General features: G+C 57.7%; 18 protein-coding genes. 4 read left to right on the forward strand and 14 right to left on the reverse strand.

The features are described 5' to 3' along the window. Position 1 precedes the first annotated feature (1 nt). The 6 genes from FHW74_RS06120 to FHW74_RS06145 all read right to left on the reverse strand — a co-directional run bounded on the left by FHW74_RS06120 (position 2) and on the right by FHW74_RS06145 (position 7,658). Positions 2-2,080, reverse strand: coding sequence for an iron ABC transporter permease (locus tag FHW74_RS06120; RefSeq protein ID WP_183169630.1), 2,079 nt, complete (start codon positions 2,078-2,080; stop codon positions 2-4). A 53-nt stretch (positions 2,081-2,133) separates the two neighbouring features. Beyond that, positions 2,134-3,165 (reverse strand): ABC transporter substrate-binding protein, encoded by a 1,032-nt coding sequence (locus FHW74_RS06125; protein WP_183169631.1) that lies wholly within the window; start codon positions 3,163-3,165, stop codon positions 2,134-2,136. Positions 3,166-3,180: 15 nt separating this feature from the next. Further along, positions 3,181-4,503 carry an MFS transporter family glucose-6-phosphate receptor UhpC gene (uhpC, locus tag FHW74_RS06130; RefSeq protein ID WP_183169949.1) on the reverse strand — a complete coding sequence of 441 codons (1,323 nt, stop codon included), beginning with the start codon at positions 4,501-4,503 and terminating at the stop codon, positions 3,181-3,183. A 99-nt stretch (positions 4,504-4,602) separates the two neighbouring features. Next, positions 4,603-6,144, reverse strand: a complete 1,542-nt coding sequence (locus FHW74_RS06135) for an MASE1 domain-containing protein (RefSeq protein ID WP_183169632.1) — start codon at positions 6,142-6,144, stop codon at positions 4,603-4,605. Next, positions 6,144-6,773, reverse strand: coding sequence for a response regulator transcription factor (locus FHW74_RS06140; RefSeq protein WP_183169633.1), 630 nt, complete (start codon positions 6,771-6,773; stop codon positions 6,144-6,146). The genes FHW74_RS06135 and FHW74_RS06140 overlap by 1 nt, the downstream gene beginning before the upstream one ends. A gap of 132 nt (positions 6,774-6,905) precedes the next feature. Further along, complete coding sequence (locus tag FHW74_RS06145) at positions 6,906-7,658, reverse strand: siderophore-interacting protein (protein WP_183169634.1); 753 nt, start codon at positions 7,656-7,658, stop codon at positions 6,906-6,908. Positions 7,659-7,886: 228 nt separating this feature from the next. On the opposite strand from FHW74_RS06145, the gene FHW74_RS06150 reads away from it, so the two are divergent. Beyond that, positions 7,887-8,453: a PadR family transcriptional regulator gene (locus FHW74_RS06150; RefSeq protein ID WP_183169635.1), complete on the forward strand. Its 567-nt coding sequence runs from the start codon at positions 7,887-7,889 to the stop codon at positions 8,451-8,453. Between the two features lie 26 nt (positions 8,454-8,479). On the opposite strand, the gene FHW74_RS06155 is transcribed toward FHW74_RS06150, so the two are convergent. From FHW74_RS06155 to FHW74_RS06175, 5 genes are read right to left on the reverse strand one after another with little or no spacing between them, the layout of a single operon-like run. Next, the gene (locus FHW74_RS06155; protein WP_183169636.1) at positions 8,480-9,373 is read right to left on the reverse strand and encodes a dihydrodipicolinate synthase family protein; all 894 of its coding nucleotides are present in this window, start codon (positions 9,371-9,373) and stop codon (positions 8,480-8,482) included. Next, on the reverse strand, positions 9,370-11,085 hold the full coding sequence (gene ilvD, locus FHW74_RS06160; RefSeq protein WP_183169637.1) for a dihydroxy-acid dehydratase: 1,716 nt from the start codon (positions 11,083-11,085) through the stop codon (positions 9,370-9,372). The genes FHW74_RS06155 and ilvD overlap by 4 nt, the downstream gene beginning before the upstream one ends. Next, on the reverse strand, positions 11,082-12,458 hold the full coding sequence (locus FHW74_RS06165; RefSeq protein ID WP_183169638.1) for an MFS transporter: 1,377 nt from the start codon (positions 12,456-12,458) through the stop codon (positions 11,082-11,084). The genes ilvD and FHW74_RS06165 overlap by 4 nt, the downstream gene beginning before the upstream one ends. Before the next feature lie 35 nt (positions 12,459-12,493). Beyond that, positions 12,494-13,141, reverse strand: coding sequence for a 2-dehydro-3-deoxy-6-phosphogalactonate aldolase (locus FHW74_RS06170; RefSeq protein WP_255459867.1), 648 nt, complete (start codon positions 13,139-13,141; stop codon positions 12,494-12,496). Further along, complete coding sequence (locus FHW74_RS06175) at positions 13,138-14,034, reverse strand: 2-dehydro-3-deoxygalactonokinase (RefSeq protein ID WP_183169639.1); 897 nt, start codon at positions 14,032-14,034, stop codon at positions 13,138-13,140. Before FHW74_RS06175 ends, FHW74_RS06170 begins: the two co-directional genes overlap by 4 nt. Positions 14,035-14,266: 232 nt before the next feature. Here FHW74_RS06175 and FHW74_RS06180 point away from each other — a divergent pair, with 232 nt between their 5' ends. Then, entirely contained in the window at positions 14,267-14,743 is a 477-nt protein-coding gene (locus tag FHW74_RS06180) for a hypothetical protein (protein WP_183169640.1), read from the forward strand. A 232-nt stretch (positions 14,744-14,975) separates the two neighbouring features. Here FHW74_RS06180 and FHW74_RS06185 read toward each other — a convergent pair whose 3' ends face one another. Then, on the reverse strand, positions 14,976-15,716 hold the full coding sequence (locus tag FHW74_RS06185) for a FadR/GntR family transcriptional regulator (protein WP_183169641.1): 741 nt from the start codon (positions 15,714-15,716) through the stop codon (positions 14,976-14,978). Positions 15,717-15,833: 117 nt separating this feature from the next. Beyond that, positions 15,834-17,354: a PAS domain-containing methyl-accepting chemotaxis protein gene (locus tag FHW74_RS06190; protein ID WP_183169642.1), complete on the reverse strand. Its 1,521-nt coding sequence runs from the start codon at positions 17,352-17,354 to the stop codon at positions 15,834-15,836. Between the two features lie 195 nt (positions 17,355-17,549). On the opposite strand from FHW74_RS06190, the gene FHW74_RS06195 reads away from it, so the two are divergent. Next, positions 17,550-17,819 carry a hypothetical protein gene (locus FHW74_RS06195; protein WP_183169643.1) on the forward strand — a complete coding sequence of 90 codons (270 nt, stop codon included), beginning with the start codon at positions 17,550-17,552 and terminating at the stop codon, positions 17,817-17,819. Further along, positions 17,803-19,209, forward strand: coding sequence for a putrescine aminotransferase (ygjG, locus tag FHW74_RS06200; RefSeq protein WP_221192264.1), 1,407 nt, complete (start codon positions 17,803-17,805; stop codon positions 19,207-19,209). Before FHW74_RS06195 ends, ygjG begins: the two co-directional genes overlap by 17 nt. A 43-nt stretch (positions 19,210-19,252) precedes the next feature. Here ygjG and nadR read toward each other — a convergent pair whose 3' ends face one another. Further along, on the reverse strand, positions 19,253-20,485 hold the full coding sequence (nadR, locus tag FHW74_RS06205; protein ID WP_183169645.1) for a multifunctional transcriptional regulator/nicotinamide-nucleotide adenylyltransferase/ribosylnicotinamide kinase NadR: 1,233 nt from the start codon (positions 20,483-20,485) through the stop codon (positions 19,253-19,255). Between the last annotated feature and the right edge of the window lie 64 nt (positions 20,486-20,549).

Below are 20,549 nucleotides of genomic sequence, written 5' to 3' on the forward strand. Positions count from 1 at the left end.
ATTACGCCTGGTTTTTGGCTTTGGAACGCGAAATGCGCGCTTCGCCGATCAGCCAGTCAAAAAGGAAGATGATGGCCAGCATCACCACAATCAAAATCGAACCGTAGGCAATCGCCACGCCGTATTCGCCGTCTTCCACGCGGTTCAGGATGTAGGCCGTGGCCACGCGGGTGTCCGGCGTCACCAGGAAGACAATGGCGCTGACGGTGGTAATGGCGCGCACAAAGCTGTAGATCAGCGCCGACAGGATCGCCGGGCGCAGCAGCGGCAGCAGGATATTGACGATGGTACGCAGCGATCCGGCACGCAGGCTCAGTGACGCTTCATCCAGCGACTTGTCGATCTGCCCAAGGCCCGCAATCCCGGCGCGGATACCCACCGGCACGTTACGCATCACCATCGAGATAATCACAATCGCCGCCGTGCCGGTCAGGTATACCGGCGCGCTGTTAAACGCCAGGATGTAAGAGACGCCCGCCACGGTGCCCGGCACCGCGAAGCACAGCATGGTTGTGAACTCGATGGTCTTTTTGCCTTTAAACTGCTGGCGCACCACGATCCAGGCGATCAACAGCCCGAAGATGGCGGTGATCGGCGCGGCGATCCCGGCGTACAACAGCGTGTCGAGCAGCGAAGGCCACGCGCCGTCGTCCATGCCCTGGCCGAACAGTTTGATAAAGTTATCCAGCGTCAGGGTGTAATCCACGCCCCAGTTGACGGTGAAGCTGCCGTAGAAAATGCTGCCGTACAGCAGAGCGTTGAAGGCGATCCACACCGCCAGCAGGCCCACCACGCTCCAGACCAGCGCCACCGGCAACGGCTGCACATCGCCGCGATAGGATTTGCCGGAAACGGTGACGTAAGAGCGTTTGCCAATCCACATGTACTGGATGCAGAACACCAGCAGGGAGAACAGCAGCAGGAATACGCCGAGGGTACTGGCTGCCTGATAGTCAAGCTGCGAGCCGGTAATGTAGAAGTAAATTTGCGTCGCCAGCACGTCAAAGTTGCCGCCAAGCACCAACGGGTTACTGAAGTCCGCCAGCGATTGCACCACCACGATCAAAAAGGCGTTGGCCATGGCCGGTTTCAACAGCGGCATAAATACCGAGACAAATGTCTGCCAGCGGTTGGCGCGCAGCGTGTAGGAGGCCTCCTCCAGCGACGGATGAATGGTTTTAATCGCGCCGTCGAGGATCATAAACGCCATCGGGGTGAACGCCAGCACCTGCGCCAGCCAAATCCCGGTGAAGCCATACAGCCAGTTGGTGTTAGTCAGACCGAACCAGTCGACCATCAGTTCGGTGACGTAGCCCGAACGGCCCATCATCAGCGTGACGCCCAGGCCCACCACAAACGGCGGTGTGACGATGGGCAAAATCGAGAAGATGCGCCCGATAATGGCGCTGCGTTTGGCGATGCGGGTGGTGTAAATCGCCAGCACCAGGCCAAAGAAAGTACAGCCCACGCCCACCGCCATGGAGAGCATGATCGAGTTAGCGATAACTTGCAGGATATGGGCCTGTCCCAGCACCGCCATAAACGCCAGCGGGGCGAACTCGCCCACGTCGTTGGTGAACATCGGGATAAAAATAGCGATGCTGGGCCAGACGATAAACACGCCAATCAGCGCGATAATAGTAATCAGCGAGCCGATAACAAACTGGTCGCCGCCGAGAAATTCCAGCCGGGTCAGCGCCAGCGTGGCGATAGCGCCTAAAGCGATAAACAGCACGATGGAGGCATAGCCCATACCGCGCCCGACCAGCGTGGCGCTGATCACCACAAACGCCATGCAGCCCAGCGCCCACAGCGCGTCAAACCAGTGGCGCGAGCGCTGTTCGCGGCGCGATTCATGGAAAGGACGCAGCAGCAGCACGCATGGCAATAAATACCACAGCACACTGACGTTCCAGTGCGACCAGCCATAGGCATCCAGGATCTCGTCAGAGGTGGATTCCATCAGGCCATAGTCCAGGCTCCAGCTCGGCAGCAGCGCGAACGCCAGCAGTCCCAGCAGCACCCAGGCGAAAATAGCCTCCCGCTTCTGCGCGGGACGCAAAAGTAATGTTTCAGACATACACGCCTCGTCGGCAGGGGGAAAAGGCGGGTGAGGAACTCACCCGCGTACGGTTACTTGCCCATCTTCACGTCGTTGACCCACTTGTTGATCAGCGCCTTACGCGTGTCAGTGGAGCCGTATTTGTCCATGTCGTAGTTGATCAGTTTCAGATCGTCGAGCTTCAGGGACAGCGGCGAGGTTTCCGCCGTGGTGTTGGTCAGGATCTGGTAAGACTTACCCTTCTTCCACGCCAGTTCCTGGGCTTCTTTCGACAGCACCCAGTCCACGAACAGTTTGGCGTTGTCGATGTTGCGCGCGCCTTTCAGAACGCTGACGCCGCCGATCTCATAACCGGTGCCTTCGCACGGGGAAATCAGCTCCAGCGGCGCGCCCTGCTCTTTTTCCAGCGAATAGTCGTGCAAGAAGCCGATGCCGATGGCGGTTTCGCCACGGGCGGCGTTACGCGCCGGGGCAATGCCGGATTTGGTGTACTGGGAGATATTGCCGTTAAGCTGTTTCAGGTAATCAAACGCCTGATCTTCACCCCACAACTGCACAAAAGTCGCCAGCGCGGTGTAGGCCGTGCCGGAGCTCTGCGGATCGGCAATCTGGATTTCGCCTTTGTATTCCGGCTTAGTCAGATCTTTCCAGCATTTCGGCACCGGCAGGTTTTTCTCTTTCAGGCGCTGGGTGTTGACCCCAAAGCCGAGAATGCCCACGTAAACCGCCGACGACAGGTTGCCTTTCACTTTGGCCGGATCGCGGAATTTCTCCATAATCTGTTCCAGGTTCGGCGACTTGTAGGCTTCCAGCAGGCCCATTTCACCGGCCTGAGACTGCGGGTCCAGCGTTCCGCCGTACCACACATCCGCCTGCGGGTTCTTCTTCTCAGCGTCCACTTTCGCCAGCGTACTGCCCGAGCCGTTGCGGATAAACGAGGTTTTCACGTCGTATTTCTCGCCGAACGCTTTGGTTTCCACTTCACACATTTCATTGGTGGCGCTGCAATACACCACTAAACGTCCTTTCGCGTCCGCCGCGTGGCTGAATGTCGCCAGCGTCACGCCTGCGGCAATCAGAGCAGAGAGGGCTGTCAATTTCATTTTGTTATCCTTCTGTCAGGTGTCTGGAGGTAAGCTCGCCGGGTCCGTGGCGTGATACTGGCGGTCCTGTGCGCTGATGCCCGCCATTAGCAGCGGCATCAGCAATAATCCAATCAACACGGCGGCCACCGACAACAGCACAAACATACCGGACCAACCGTACACTTCGGTGAGTTTCGACAGCGGCCAACCGGCCAGCGCCGCCCCTAAGTAGGCAAACAGGCCGAGAAAACCGGTAATCGAGCCCGCAGCCCCTTTATGACCGCATTCCACGGCCGCAAGACCAATCAACATCTGCGGGCCAAAAACAAAAAAGCCGATGGCGAAGAAACACATCGCCAGTAATGCATAGTGGTGAACCGGCGCGAGCCACAGCGCAGTCACCGACACCATCAACCCGAGGGTAAACAGCAAAATCATCGGCGCGCGTTGCCCGCTGAACAGCAAATCCGAGCCCCATCCGGCGAACAACGCCCCCAGCAATCCACCCACTTCAAACAGCATCACCGTGGCGTTGGCGCTGAGTAAATTGACGCCATGGGTTTCAGAAAGCCAGATGTTGCCCCAGTCGTTCAGCGCGATGCGAATCAGATACACCAGCACATACGACCCGGCCAACAGCCAGATCATCGGGTTTTGCAGCATGGTGGTGCGTAACATGGCCCACAGCGACATCGGTGGACTGCGCTCTTGTTGGCGCAGTTCCAGCGGGTCGTGCCGCCACTCTCCCACCCCCGGTAACCCCTCTTCGTTCGGCGTGCCAGGCAATTGCCGGTACAGCCAAACGCCTAACGCCATGCTGATGATCCCTGGTGTCAGCATCGCGGCCTGCCATCCCCACCAGTGCGCGGCCAGCGCGCTGATCAGCGGGATAATCGCCCCGCCAATGTTGATGGAGGTGTTCCAACATCCCCACCAGAAGCCGCGCTCGTTGCGCGAATACCAGTGGGTTAATAATCTTGCGCAGGGCGGCCAGCCCCAGCCCTGAAAAAAGCCGTTCAGCGTCCAGATAATCAGCAGCAGCATCAGGCTGTCGCCAAACGCGAACAGCACGTTCAAAAGGCCGGTGGCAAACAGACCGATCCCCATAAACGACCGCTGACCGTGGGCGTCATGCCATAATCCCGCCGCGAATTTCGACAGCCCGTAGGAGAGATAAAACAGCGATCCCAACAGGCCGATATCGCTTTTGCTCAACCCCAAATCGAGCTGGAGCGCGGGCAGGATGAAGTTCAGGCTTTTGCGCGTCAGGTAAAACGCCGCATAGCCGACAATCATAACCAACAGCAGCCGCGGCCTGACGGCGCGATAGCGTTTGGCGATGTCTGCATTGGACATAGTTACGTGGTCCATGGCTGTCTCCGGCCAGATGAATGTAGGAAATGGCCCGCGAAAAGGGATGAGAGTCGTTCCAGGATGACTAAGACTTTTTCCTGGTTACAGCGGTTTTTGTGGCAAAAGTGTGGGCAAGTTAACAGTTACCCGCACGCCTGGCTGGCTTTCCAGCAGCAGTTCGCCGCCCAGCGCCTGTACCCGTTCACTCATTCCCTGAATGCCAAAGCCCGGCGCGCGGCCTGGCGGTACGCCGACGCCGTTATCGCTCACCACCAGATGCACAAAGCCGGGCGACTGGCTGAGGGTGATCTCCACCTCCGTGGCCTGCGCGTGTTTAGCAACGTTGTTCAACAGTTCCTGCAACAGGCGATACAGGGTAAACACCACGGTTTCGTTGTGCGGGGGCGCGGCGAGTTGATAGTGGAAGCGGCAGCGAATGCCGCGTTCGGGGAACGCGAATTCACGCACCAGATGATGCAGCGCTTCATCAAGCGCCATCTGATCGAGCACCGGCGGGCGCAGCTGGCGCAACAGTTGGCGCGTGGAGTGGTGAATGCGCTGGGCCAGTTCGCTGATTTGCTCTCCCGCCATCAACGCGGTGCGGTTATCGCTCACCCGTTTCACCAGCTGCGACTGGATTTGGATCGCCGTGATGTTTTGACCGATCTCATCGTGCAGTTCCCGGGCCAGCAGCTTGCGGGTGTCTTCTTCGGCGTGGATCAGCTTTTCGGTGAGTGCCCGGCGCGCGTCCAGCTCCACTTCCAGCCGCTGGCGGTAGTGGTCGAGATTGCTGGCCAACTGCTCCTGACGGCTGATAGCGATGCCGAGACCGATGCCCAGCAGCGCCTGGGTGGAGAGGAAAATTTCCAGCTCCATTAAGTCGCTAAAACCGCTGCCTACCTGGCGCGCGGTGGTGATCATCATGCTGCCGATCAGCGCCGCCAGCACCCCGCCCTGCCAGCCGAATTTCCACGCCATCACCACGTTGGGTAAAAACACCACGATTAACAGCAGCCGTTCGATTTCCGGCGACAGCACCATCTGGGTGCCGATGCCGATAATAAAAAATAGGCTGCACCAGAGGATCAGCGAGGTACGCAGCGGCGGATTGCGGGTTTCCAGTCCTAATAGCTGATAGCGATGCTGCTGGCGCAAATAGTCAAACACCAGATAGACAAACGGCGTCAGCAACACGCCGCCGGTGAACGACGCCAGCAAGATCAGCGTGGCGCGGCTTTCGATAACCGGCGTTAGCAGCAGCGTGTTAAGCAATGCCGACCCCGCTACCGCGCTTAACAGTAGCGATAGCCGTTGCCAGTAAAGCGGAAAGCGGTGCCAGAAATGCTGGGTCAGTAGCGCCGGAATGGCGGTGATCACTGGCGCAAGCGCGATTGCGCCGCCGTTAATCAACTGCTCGTGCCACAGCCACAGCGACAGACCAATTTGCGGGATAAACAGCGCAGGCCAGTAGCGGCGCGCCAGCAAAATCAGCAGCGCCAACTGGACGCCGTGGGGCAACAGCAGCGCCGCCTGCTGGCCGTTGCGGGTGAGGTAAAAACTGATGGTCCAGAGCATCAGCCAGCCTGGGCCCCAGGCGAGCATGATGAACAGTGACAGGACGATCTGGCGCAGGGAGCGGCGCATCAATGCCCCGTCAGCAACTGATGTTCCAGGGCGAAATGCACCAGTTCAATGGTGGTGGCGCATTGCAATTTGCCCAGCACGTTGGCCCGATGGACGTGGACCGTTTTATGGCTGAGATCGAGCTGTAGCGCGATGGATTTGACGCTCTCGCCACGTACCAGCAGATCAAAAACCTCCCGCTCGCGGGGCGTTAATACCTGCAATACCCGGGCCGGTTCCGCACCGCCGCGCAGCGCTTTTAACGCATCGGCGCACAGGTAATGCCCGCCCAGCCCCACCGAGCGCACGGCATGCACCAGTTCCTCCGGGCCGCAGCGCTTGGTTAAATAACCGCACGCACCGGCATCCAGCGCGCTTTGCACAAACGCCGGGGTGTCGTAGATGCTCAGGATAATAGCGCGAAAACCCGGCTGACGGGCGCGCAGACGCTTAAGCAAGCTTAATCCGTTTTCATCGGGCATCGCCACATCCAGCACCGCCACATCCACCGGCTGGCGCGATAACACCGGCCACGCTTCGGCGGCGCTACTGTACTGGCCCAGCACCTTAATGTCCTCTTCCAGGCTGAGGAGCTGGACGAAACCCGATCGAACGACCACATGGTCATCCACTAACACCACACCAATCATGACGCTTCCCCTTGCTCAACCGCGCCATAATGCGCCATCAGATTCAGGAGGCAATATTCATGTTGGTAATATGTAACGGATGTAACAAAACGGCAAGCTATGGAACAGCTTGCCGTAATTTAACGACGGGGATCAGGCGTGCCAGTAAGCGACGGCGCGTACTAACTGCTGATCGAGCTGATGGGTGTAGCGATCTGCCAGGCTTTTCGCCCGCTTGCCTTCCCCGGTGATCCAGACAAAGTAATCCTCCGTCGGCCAGGTGATGGCCGCCAGGTGCTGCTCTACCGCCGCCGCGTCATGCCCAACCACCCAGTCGATAGTCGTCTGATCGAGATGAGCCAGATAGCCTTTGCTGGCTTCACTGGCGACGCTGACAATGGCGCGGCATTGCGCATTCACGCCAGCGGCGCGCAGCGCTTCCAGACGGCGGCGCAGCGCCGGTAAGCCGGACTCATCACACACGTAGAGCTGCCACGAATATTCCAGCGGCACCACCAGCGAACCGCGCGGCCCGCCGATGCACAGCGTATCGCCAGGGCGCGCCGCCACGGCCCAGGCGCTTGCCACGCCGCCGTCGTGCACCCAGAAATCTATGGTCAGTTGCTGGGTTTGCTCATCAAACAGCGGCGTGTAATCGCGGGATTGCGGGCGCGCATCCCCGGGCCAGACAATCCCCGACTCGGTGATGTCCGGCGGGGTAAACGGTTGGCCCGGTTCCGGGAAAAACAGCTTGATGTGATCGTCAAAGCCCTGCGAAGAAAAGCCCGCCAGCGCGTCGCCGCCAAAGACGATACGCTGAAAGCCGCTGACATGGCTGCTGCTTAAAACGGTAATTTCGCGAAAGCGCAGCTCATTGCGCACACGCTGAGGGTAAGAAGTTGTCATAGTCAATCCAGCTCGCTAAGTTTAGATATATCGAATTTTAAATGATAATGATTGTTATCTGTGCGGCTGGCAAGTTTTTTTTAGAGTGCATAATCAATTGGGCACGGATCGTTAAAACAGCAATAAATCACATTCAAAAACATACAGTTAATATTTTTAATAGTATTGAAGGTTGTGTTATTTCTCTTTTTAGATATAAATTAGATATATCTAATCAAGGAGCCAACCATGAGACATCAACACCGGCATACCCATCACTGTCACGCTCACGACGACGAACGCCATCATGAACCTTGCGAAAAACGTGGTCACGGCGGCGAAGGGCGTAAACGGCGCGCACGCTTTTTTGGTCACGGCGAACTGCGTGTGGTGCTGTTAGATATTTTGACGCGCGGCGCGAGCCACGGTTATGAATTGATTAAAGAGATTGAAGCCCTGACCGGCGGCCACTACACGCCCAGCCCCGGCGTGATCTACCCAACGCTGGATTTTCTTGAAGAACATGCGTTTATCGCGTTCAGCGACGACGATGCCGGACGTAAAAAAATCGCTATCACGCCGGACGGCGAGGCCTGGCTTAACGACAATCGCGAGCATCTCGAACACATCCGCGCCCGCATGACGGCGCGCGCCATCGGGCATGAGCTGCGTAAAAACCCGGATTTAAAACGCGCGCTGGATAATATGAAAGCGGTGCTGGATTTGCGGGTAAACCAGTCGGAAATCGATGCCCAGACGCTGAAGCGGATTGTTGGCGTGATCGACAGAGCCGCTCTGGAAATTGCCCAGCTGTAAGGCCGCCGGACGGCGGCCATGGATGATTACAGGAACATCGCTGAAAAGGTCTCAATGTCCTGACAATCTTCAGGCGTTAGCATCCAGCCGGGGTGACGGCAATAGTCGCTGGCGATAATGCCCCGCTGCTGAAGAAGGGTTTTCTCCACCTGAATAATGTACTCGCAGTGGCTCATCCAGCGGGTGATCCACGGCAGCAAACGCCGATGCAACGCCTCCGCCCGGGCGACGTGCCCCTCACGCCAGGCGCGGTAGATCTGCACGTACACCTCGCTGAACGAGCAGCCGGGCATCACGCCCTTGCCGCCCGCCGCCAGCATCTGCAACATATACAGCCCGGCATAGCCGTTCAGCACATGAGCGCCGGGCGCCTGCTGCAAAAATGCACGGGTATAGTCCACCGGCGGATTGCATTCGATTTTAAATACCGCGTGCGGATAGCGCTGCGCCACGCGCGCCAGCTCTTCAGGCGGTATCGGCAGGCCGGTTTCGCCGGGAGCATACTGCACCATGACCGGGATGGCGACCGCCTCCAGCACCTGGTTGATATGGCTCGCCACTGCCTCCGGGCTGGGTTTCAGGAAAAATGGCGGCAGCAGCATTAGCGCGTCTGCGCCCATTTGCTGGTAGCGGCGCGCACGCTTCACCGCCAGCTCCGTCGAATGATCGGTCACCGAGATGGCGCGAAACACCCCGCTGTCCGCGAGATCGCTGATAAACCGCGCCGCCAGCCGCTCGCGCTCGTCATCCGCCAGCTTGGGGAATTCGCTGGCGATGCCGAACAACGTGAGGCCATCGATACCGGTCTGCGCCAGATGCGCCAACATGTTGCTGAAGCTGGTTTCATCCAGCTCGCCATCGGCGCGAAACGGCACAGCAGCAATAGGGTTAACGCCTTTAATCGCGGCAACGCTGCTCATAATGTCTCCTCCCGGTCAGCCAGCACCGCGCCCTGTGCGGCAGGGGCGGCCCAGCGGCGATACAACCGTAAAAAGCCGCGCGGCACCTGTTTGTCTATTGGTTGCCAGCGGGCCTGACGCGCCGCCAGTTCGGTTTCATCGACCTGCAACGTCAATGTACGCTCAGGGATATTGATGGTAATGATGTCGCCCTGCGCGACCAGCGCCAGCACGCCGCCGTCACTGGCTTCTGGCGAAATATGCCCGACGAATAACCCGCGATTGGAGCCGGAAAAACGCCCATCGGTGATTAACGCGCAGCTGTCGGATAAGCCCATCCCTTCCAGGCACTTCATCGGCTTGTACATTTCCGGCATCCCCGGCCCGCCTTTCGGCCCCTCATAGCGCAGCACCAGCACGCTGCCCGGCTGAATATCGCCGGACAGGATCGCCTCGACCGCTTCGTCTTCGCTGTTGAATACGACAGCAGGCCCGGAAAACATCATCAGATGCGCCGGCACCGCCGCCGGTTTCACCACACAGCCCAGCGGCGAGAGGTTGCCGTGCAGCACCGCCACGCCCGCTTCATTACGCACCGGGATCGCCAGCGTGTGGATCACCTCCGGGCGGCGCGAGCGCGGAACCTGCGCCAGCCATTCGCCTTTGGTCTGGCCGTTCACCGTCAGGCAGTCGGTATGCAGCAGCGAGGCGATCTCTTTTTCTACCGCCGCCACGCCGCCCGCTTCCCAGAAATCGATCATATCGTGCTCAGACGCCGGGTAGAGCGATGCCACCAGCGGCACGTTGTAGCTCAGTTGGTCAAACGCGGCGAGCGGCAGTTCGCCCAGTTCGGCTTCGTAATAGATCGCCTGTAGATGCAGGATCGCGTTAGTGGAACCGCCCGTCGCCAGCAGATACACCATGGCGTTGTGGATCGCTTCCCGGGTGATGATCTGCCGGGCGTTAACGCCGTTTTTCACCAGATCCACCGCCCTCAGCCCGGTGGCGTAAGCGCAGTCGCGCCGCTCGCGAGAGATGGCGGGCAAGGTGCTGCTGCCCGGCAGGCTCATGCCCAACACTTCAGCAATGCAGCACATCGTATTGGCGGTGCCATACATGGTGCAGGAACCCGGCCCCGGTTCGGCAATATCTTCGATATGGCGAAATTCCGCTTCATCGATTTCACCGCGCCGCTTCCAGCCGATGGCCTCGGTGACAATATTGCCATCCCAGTGTTTACCTTTATATTCCGCCGGATACATCGGCCCGCCGTTCACCAGGATCGCCGGGACATCCAGCCGCGCGGCTGCCATCAACATCGCCGGGACGATCTTGTCGCACGAGCCCAGCAGCACCATGCCGTCAAAACGGTGGGCGCGCATCATCACCTCGATGGAGCTGACAATCACTTCCCTGGCCGCCAGGATGTAGCGCATCCCGAGATGCCCTTCGGCGATGCCGTCGCAGGGCGCGATGGTGCCGAACACCATGCCCACCCCGCCAGCTTCATCGATGCCTTTAAGCACTTCCGCCGTCAGCTCATTAAGATTGGCGTGGCCTGCCGTGGCGTTGGTATAGCTGTTCACCACGGCGATCACGGGCCGACGCAATTGCTCATCGGTATGGCCCATCGATTTATACAGCGCGCGCTTCAGCGCCCCGTCATCACCACTGAGAATCGGGTTAAAGTGGCCGACACAACCGCCGCCGCATCCCGCGCCACAACTGCTCATATATGACCTCTCTTCATCGTGCCTGTTTCTTCACGCTGCGTCGGCGCAGCGGTTTTGGATTTTGGGTTTACCAGCCTGGCGGGCAGTAAGAACATCAGCGGCGCGCACAGCACCAGAAAACCCGCCAGGATATACAGACCGGCGTTGGCGCTGCCGGTGGTGTCTTTGAGATAGCCCAGCACCGTGGGGCCGAAGAAGCCTGCCAGGTTGCCGATGGAGTTCACCAGCGCGATGCCCGCAGCGGCGGCGGTGCCGGAAAGCAACGTGCCGGGCAGGCTCATATAGGTGGGGATCAGCGCTAAGGTGCCGGACATCGCCAGGCAGATCCACGCCATCATCCAGAAGGTGGAACCACTGCAGGAGGCGCTGAGCGTCAGCCCTGCCGCGCCGATCAGCGCCGGAATGGCGATATGCCAGCGGCGCTCCTGTTTCAGATCCGAATGGCGGCTGTTCCAGACCATAAATGCCGCGCCGAAGATGTACGGCAGCGCCGCCAGCAGGCCAATGGCGAAGTCGTCCTTCACACCGGAGGATTTAATGATCGACGGCAGCCAGAAGTTGATCCCGTAATAGCCGATATTGAAGCTGAAGAAGATCAGCGCCAGCAGCCAGACGAACTTGTTGCTGAACATGGCGCCCAGGCTGGTGGGCGCTTTACCGGCGTTGGCGGCGATCTTATTGATCCGATCCTGCTCCAGATCGCGCTGGATAATGGCCTTCTCTTGCGCCGTCAGCCAGTGGGCCGATTCCACGTTGTTATCCAGGTAGCGCAGCACCACAAACGCCAGCAAAAATGAGGGGATGGCTTCCACCAGGAACAGCCATTGCCAGTTATGCAGATGGCCCACCCCTTCGAACATCTTCAGGATTAACCCGGACAGCGGGCTGCCGATAATCGTCGACAGCGGGGTCACCAGAATAAACAGGCCAAGGGTGCGCGCCGAGCGCCACGACGGGAACCACAGAGTGAGATAAAACACGATCCCCGGGAAGAAGCCCGCTTCTGCCACACCCAGCAAAAAGCGTACGATGTAAAACTGGGTTGGGGTGGTGACAAACATGGTAAGGCACGACAGCACCGCCCAGCTCACCATGATGCGGGCAATCCAGAAGCGCGGCCCAAAGCGCTGCATCAACAGGTTGCTGGGCAACTCGAAAATGAAATAGCCGATAAAGAAAATCCCGGCGCCGATGCCGTAAACCGTATCACTCAGGTTTAACGCATCCTGCATGTGAAGTTTCGCGAACCCCACGTTTACCCTGTCCAGATAGGCAAAGAAATAGCACAGGATCAAAAAGGGGATCAGCCGCCGGGTCACTTTACGGTAGACCTCGTTCTGGCGGGCTTCGCTGTGTGTAGAGTCTGTATTCATACGGACCTCAGTAAGGTTGTAGGGTTGTGTTGTTATCAGTGGCTGTTGCGCCACGCCTCGCGATAGTCGCGGGCTTTTTGTTGTACTTTCTTAGCGTCGTCCGCACGGCGGTATAGCCCGCCGCCCAGACCAAACCCTTGCGCCCCAGCGTTACGCCAGGCGCGCATTTGCGCAGCATCAGGCTGAATGCCGCCCACCGGCAGGCACACCACCTCGGCGGGCAACACCGCGCGCCAGGCGCTCAGGGTGCCGGGTTCTATGGTTTCCGCCGGGAACAGTTTGAGCGCGCTGGCGCCGGCCTGGAGCGCGGTAAAGGCTTCCGAAGGTGTGATCACGCCAGGCATGCTGATTAACCCGCGCTCGCGGCTGCGGCGGATAACGTCCACGCTCATGTTGGGCGAAATAATGATTTGTCCGCCCGCGTCCGCAACCGCATCCACCTGCTCTGCGGTTAACACCGTGCCCGCGCCGACGTAGCCCCGGCTACCGACCTGATTGCGCAGCAGCGCGATCGAGGTCAACGCATCCGGGCTGTTGAGCGGGACTTCAAGCCATGTAAAGCCTTCCGCCAGCAAGCCCCCGGCCACGGCGGGCGCGTCTTCAGGCGTCAGGCCACGTAATATTGCAACCAGCGGCAGCGCTGTTTGCTGCCACAGTGTGGAAAAGGCGCGGTAATCCATCATTCGATTCCTTGTAGATAAAGACGTATCTGGTTCATCCCGGCGATAAAACAGCGCTCGCCGGACAGGGCTTCCGTCACTAAACCCAGCTGTGACGCGGCCTGCTGATAGCGGGCGTTCAGCGCATCGCTGCCGATGATCCAGTGAGGGGTTGAGGGGCACTGGCGCAATTCCTGGCCGATTAACAGTCCGGACAGATAGTCGCCGACGCCGGATAGCGGCACATCACCGCGCAAGCGCAGGGTGCGTACCGAAAACAGTAGTTGGCTCAGCGGGGCGGCCAGGCCGCTGTGCTGGACACCAAGCGCAAAGGCGCGGCTGTCAGGCTGCTGAGGCGGTAAATCGCGGCCCAGCAGGGAGTGAGCCATCAACAGCTGATACAGCTCGCCGGTCATAAAGGTGGAAAAATCATCAATAGCCTGATGAGTGACCGTGGCGTGTTTGCTGTGCGTACCCGGCAAGATGGCGTGATGATTATCTGCCGGTTCGAGCGCCATCAGGCCGACCAGTTGAATCTCTTCACCGCGCATCACCTCCGGCAACCCCACGGCGCTGTGTCCGGCCACACCGGGTAAGATCCATGCCTGGCTTCCCCAACGGGTGTGTAGCGCATGGGCGCCCTGCGCCAGCTGCTGCGCATCAATACGCCCCGTGCAGTAACGCACGTTAACCCACCCCTGCTGCGACCCGACCATGCCCGCCATCAGCAGCGGCAGCGCGCCGTATTCGGTAATCCATAACGCGATATGGGTTTGCAGCGCCGCTTCAAACTGCCCGTTTTCAACCTGCAATAAGCCACAGGGCGCATTGATGACAGAAACCACTTCTGCATCGCACATCAGCCAGGCACGAAAATTCGTCGTACCCCAGTCCACCGCCAGCCAGTTCTTACTCATCTTGTAATCCAAATCATGCAATCTTGTATGACAAGAAATGTAGTCGAAAAACGGCGCTGCGATCTGTGATCGGGATCTAAAGCTGGCGTTAAGGGTGATAAAGGGGCCGATCTTTAAATGCGCAAAGCAATTACGGAAGATGCCTCGTAAAATGAGAGAAAATTTTACGCGTATTTTTTTAGTCTGTTAGGGGAAGCGTTAATATATCGAAAAGGAGGGATGATAATTAATCATGACTTATTTCGATGAATGTGCTGAATATGGACTTCCACGATTGCAAGTCGCCCGATTTACAGTGGCAGACGTGGATTATGAAGTACGTTTTACACAGATAACAACGGTAAACCCTTATGATTGCGCAGCGTTGTTTCCAGAGGGATTTATATTCCCATTATATGGTCACCATTATGATGTGACCTTTGATACCAAAGCTAACAGAATAAATAAGACGCCTTATAAACGAGCAGACAAATTACCAAACGGCGCGGGTACCCGGGTTCTTAAATGCGTTGAAAGAATAATTATTGACCATTATACTCGCTTCAACGTTGGGCTTTATACCTTCGTTCCCGCAGACCATAAATTATTAACTGTCTACTGCCGATTTATAACTAAAAAGAAACATAAAGGATCAACCATTGAGGTTGGGCTGGAGCCCAACGGGAGGGCAAATGTCTTACGAACACCCAAATTCTGGGGACTGGCTTGAACAGTATCGTGCACATCAGGCTGCCCGGGCAGAACAACTGTTTCGCGCTATTGAAGAAGGCAGGACGCATGTCGTTATTGCTGGTGAAGACGCGCCGGCAACGTCGTGCGGGAAAACTGACCCTACGGCACCGACATCACAACAGGACGGGTAATATCGCCTGCCGCGATCAACATGATTATTGTGATGCTAAAAAGCCCCATTCGGGGCTTTATCATTTAAAAAGCTAAAATCAGTTGGCTGATAAAAAGTGATTCAGGCGATCCGGCAGCGGATCCCCGAGATGCTTCTTCGCTGCGCTAAGCAAAATACTCCGCATCTGCTGGCGCGCCTGCTCGGGTTGCTTGAGGCGGATGCACTCCATCAGTTCGCGGTGCGCGTCCACGGCTTCCAGCGTCAGCGTGACGTCCGGCTCCAGCGTGCGTTTAAAGGAAAACAGCATTGCGGCGGATAGCGCATTGCCCACCGAAAACAGAAACGGATTGTGCCCCGCTTTCAGGATCGCGGTATGAAACGCCAGATCGCCCTGTTTAAACAGATCGGCGGAATCCTGCTGCTGGCCCTGAGACATGATTTCCCAGGCCTCCTCCAGATCGGCCAGATCACGTCCGCTGGCATTGATCGCCGCCATGGCCGCCGCGTTGGGCTCAAAGATCAAACGCGTAATCATCAACTGTTCGATCAGCGCGTCATCAATGCCGATCTCCTCCAGCCAGCTCAGCACGTCGGCATCAAGAAAACTCCACTGTTCGCGGGGCGCCACGGTGCTGCGCCGTTTGGCCTGGATGGTCAACATGCCTTTCGCCCCCAGGACCTGAAGCGCGTTGCGTACCGAAGTGCGCGAGACGTTGTACTGCACCGCCAGCTCGTTTTCGCCAGGAATAGACATGCCCGGTTGCAGCTCGCCACGCATAATGCGCAGGGCGAGGTCCTGGGTCAGGGTTTCAGCCACAGAGGCGGTCACGCTTTTCATGGGGATCCGGTTAAAGAGGCAGTAAGCAAAGTAGTTTATATCAGGTTGATATAAGATGGAATTTTCGCGGCTTTACAAAGGAATAATGCCCTGCGAACAGGGCATTGGCTGTAATGGTTATTGCAGGACCGTGACCGCATCCTCCAGCCGCGCCGCGCGATGCTTCACCATCGACGAAACATGCGCGCTTTCTTCAACCAGTACCGCGTTCTTTTTGGTGATGTCATCCAGCTCCGCCACCGCGCGGGTCAGTTCCGACAACCCCTGCGCCTGCTCTGATGTCGCACTGCTAATTTGGCCGATCAGCTGCGTCACGTTTTGCACCTGATCCACAATGTTTTGCATGGTGCGCCCTGCCTCATGAACCTGTACCGCGCCGGACTGCACTTTACTGGCGCTGGCATCGATCAGTTTGCGGATATCGTTGGCAGCGCTGGCGCTGCGGCTCGCCAGATGGCGCACTTCCCCGGCAACCACCGCGAAGCCTTTGCCCTGCTCGCCGGCGCGCGCAGCCTCCACGGCGGCGTTCAGCGCCAGGATATTGGTCTGGAAGGCGATATCATTGATCAGTGAGGTAATCGACCCGATGCGCTGAGTGCTGTCAGCGATATCGTCCATGGTGTTGACCACCGTTTCCATCGCCTGCCCGCCCTGCCGTGCCGCATCGCTGGCTTCGCTGGAGAGTTTGTTAGCATCTACCGCCGTCCGGGAGTTGTTCTGCACCGACGTCGCCATCTGATTCATGGTAGTCACGGTCTGCTGAACGTTCACCACTGTCTGGCGGGTACGCTCATTGAGATCTTCATTGCCGCGCGCCAGGGTTTCGCTGCCGCTACGCACATTTTCCACCTGGTTGGTGACGTCATTGATCAGCCAGCGGCACATCAGGCCCAGTTGCCCGATGGCCCGTAGCGTCAGCCCCACTTCATCGGTGCGATTTAAGTGCTCAATGCTGTTGTGCTCCCCCGTCGCTACCTGTAACGCCTGACGCGCAACATTCTCAATCGGGCGCGATACCTGCCACTCCAGCGCCAGGCAACCGAGCGCCATAAGCACTACCGGCCCAATCGTCATCAGCCATCCCGGCATGGCAAACGCACTCAGCGCCAGCCACATCAGCGCGGCAATGCCCATAATGCTGCGGATACGCCAGCGTAACGGCATGGCGGGCAGTTTGCCGAAAACGTGTTTGCGCAGCACCAGCCCTTTATAGAGGCGGCGCTTCGCCTTGCCCTCGCGCAGCGCCTGGTACAGCGGTTCGACGGCGGCGATTTCCTGCGGCGTGGCGCGGGTGCGAATCGACATATAGCCGGTGGTTTTCCCGTTGCGCACCATCGGCACCGCGTTGGCGCGCACCCAGTAATGGTCGCCGTTTTTACAGCGGTTTTTAACGATACCGGTCCAGGGTTCGCCCTGCTTCAGGGTGTACCACATATCGGCAAACGCCGCTTTCGGCATATCCGGATGACGCACCAGGTTATGCGGCTGGCCGGTGAGTTCCTGCAGAGAATAACCGCTCACCTGCACAAAGGTGTCATTGGCGTGGGTGATGAAGCTTTGTAGATCGGTGGTGGACATTAAGGTGGTGTTTTCATCCAGCACTTTTTCGCGCTGGGTCACGCGGGAATGCGACGACATGGCTGCTCCATTTTGCAGGTTATTCTATTGTTAATCATTTAACTGCCATGTTATGTCGGCGCTAAAATTAATAACTTTAACGGTTAAATATGATTGAGATCGCAAATCTCAGGATAACCCCAAAGAAGTAGTGCCAATGCAAATAATCAACCCGATCAACTATTTGAATATCCCGATAGATTATGCGGTAAAAAAGTGAATTTGGGAGCTATTGCACAAATTTGCAACAATCTGCACCATCATTGTGCATCCGCGCTGTTTTTTCTTCTCCCTCTGGCGCTGTGGATAGCACAAACTGCCGAAACCCCGGTTGCGATGAGATTAAATCGTAAGCGGCGCGCGTTCTCCCTGGCGTTTATTCCGTTTATCGGCTCCTGCGACGAAGTGGCGCAAATGCTGCAATACTTGATCTGTGTATCGCGTGATACGCCATTCCCAGGAGCACATTTTGAACAGGTTACCTAACAGCGCCTCGGCACTCGCCTGCACCGCGCACGCATTGAATCTCATTGAGAAGCGAACGCTTAGCCATGAGGAGATGAAAACACTGAACAAAGAGGTGATCGACTATTTCCAGCAGCATGTTAATCCAGGTTTTTTAGAGTACAGAAAGTCTGTTACCGCCGGCGGGGATTACGGAGCCGTAGAATGGCAAGCGGGAGGTTTGAATACGCTTGTCGACACTCAGGGACACGAGTTTCTCGATTGCCTGGGTGGTTTCGGCATTTTTAACGTGGGGCACCGTAATCCAAAAGTGGTTTCCGCCGTACAGCATCAACTCGAAAAACAACCTCTGCACAGCCAGGAACTCCTCGACCCACTACGGGCGATGTTGGCAAAAACCTTAGCCACCTTGACCCCTGGCAAACTCAAATACAGCTTCTTCAGCAACAGCGGCACCGAATCGGTGGAAGCGGCGCTGAAGCTCGCTAAAGCCTATCAGTCGCCGCGCGGGAAATTTACCTTTGTCGCCACCAGCGGCGCGTTCCACGGTAAATCGCTGGGCTCGCTTTCTGCCACCGCCAAAGCGGATTTCCGCAAGCCGTTTATGCCGCTGCTGCCGGGTTTCCGCCACGTGGCGTTCGGGAATATCGAGGCGATGCGCGCCCTGTTTACGGATTGCAAAAAAACCGGCGACGACGTGGCGGCGGTGATCCTTGAGCCGATCCAGGGAGAAGGCGGCGTGATCCTGCCGCCGCCAGGCTATCTGCCTGCGGTGCGTAAGCTGTGCGATGAGTTTGGCGCGCTGCTGATTTTTGATGAAGTGCAAACCGGCATGGGACGCACCGGCAAAATGTTCGCGTGCGAGCACGAAAACGTGCAGCCGGACATTTTGTGTCTGGCGAAAGCGCTGGGCGGCGGCGTCATGCCGATTGGCGCGACGGTGGCGACCGAAGAGGTATTTTCGGTGCTGTTCGACAACCCGTTCCTGCACACCACCACCTTTGGCGGCAATCCGCTCTCCTGTGCGGCGGCGCTGGCGACAATCCATGTACTGCTGGAAGAAAACCTCCCGGCGCAGGCGCAGCAGAAAGGCAATTTATTGCTGGACGGCTTTAAAGAGCTGGCGCAGCAGTATCCGGATCTGGTGATTGACGCGCGTGGCCAGGGGATGCTGATGGCGATTGAATTTGTGGATAACGAAATCGGCTACCAGTTTTCCAGCGAGATGTTCCGCCAGCAGGTGCTGGTGGCAGGCACGTTAATTAACGCCAAAACGGTGCGCGTTGAACCGCCATTAACGCTGACCATCGAGCAGTGCGAACAGGTGCTTGCGGCGGCCCGCCGCGCGCTGGCGTCGCTGCGACAAACGCTGGGAACCACCACAGCAACAGAAAACATCACAGCAAACTAATCGGTGAGTCAGGGAAACCGTATCAGTGGTTTCCCTGACACCCTTATCCCGCCTCGCCCATCAAATCCTTCACCAGTTCCACGCAGCGCAAAAAGCGGGTGTCGTAATCCGGTTCCTGAACGTGCACATAGCTGATGTTGTTCTCGTTGAGCATCTCCACCAGCAATGCCTGAAAGGTATGACGATCCACGGAACTGCCAAGGCTGCGCAGGCCATCGGCCACCCAGGGGGTGTTGTTTTCCAGCAGGATCACCAGGTCGAAGCGGTATTCGTCAATCAGCGCCTGCACGAACGGGTGTTCGCGCCCTTCGTACTTTTTGCAAAACGCCTGGGTGGTGACGAAATCAGTATCGATAAACGCCACTTTGTTGGCATATTTAACCGCAAAATCAATGTACTGGGCGTGGCCGAGCGCGATTTTGTCGTAGTCAGAATATTGCAGCGCCATCTCGTCGCCGCCCAGATGGGAGAACACATAGTCGCGGCCATATTCCCAGGCGCTGGTGGTGTTGAAGATATTGGCCAGCTTATTTACCAACATCGATTTGCCGCTCGACTCGCCGCCTAAGATAGCCACGGTACGCACGAAAAACGGCTTCACTTCGGTAGGAATATATTCCCAGTAGCGGAACGGGTTTTCGCGGATCTGGCCGCCGCTGATGTTCATAAAGGTGCGTTTCGGATCAATCAGCACCGTTTCGATGCCCAGATGCTGGAGATACTGCGACGCATCAGCCTCTTCGGAGGTGTAGATCCAGTCCGGCTCAATGCCCTTCTCCGCCATAAACGCGGAGATCCCCTCGCTCCAGACGTCCCAGCCATGCGGGTAAGGCTCCATGCCTTCTTCATTAAACGCATGGATGCGGATGTTTTTCTGGTACTTAAAGGTTTGCAACAGCCAGCGCAGGCGATCCGGCACCGTCGGCTGCTGGGACATGGCGCTGTCTTCAAACAGCGCCCGGTCGCGGGTTTCATCGTAGCCCATGATGATATGCAGCTCGTCCACCTGGCTACAGGCGCGCTGGATCAGATAGATATGACCGGTATGCAGCGGGTAAAACTTGCCAAACACCACCCCGACGCTTTTCTGGCGACGCGGGAACTCCAGGCCAAGAAAGCGATGCAGCGCTTCCAGCTTCTGGGCGCTGGGGCTTTTGATTTTGGCGTTCAGCAGCTGGCTGAGATAGCCTTTGGTCATCCCACAGGCCGCCGCGACCTGTTGCAGGGTGCAGCCCTTCTGGCGAATAGCGGTTTTTAGATAGTCGAATGATGACAAGATGCGCTGCCTCCCTTACTGAATCCGCGATCGTTCACTGCTACTAAGTCTAGCGGCAAACGCC

It is taken from the genome of Atlantibacter sp. RC6 (genome assembly GCF_014193285.1).
In the GTDB taxonomy this organism is placed as follows: Bacteria; Pseudomonadota; Gammaproteobacteria; order Enterobacterales; family Enterobacteriaceae; genus Atlantibacter.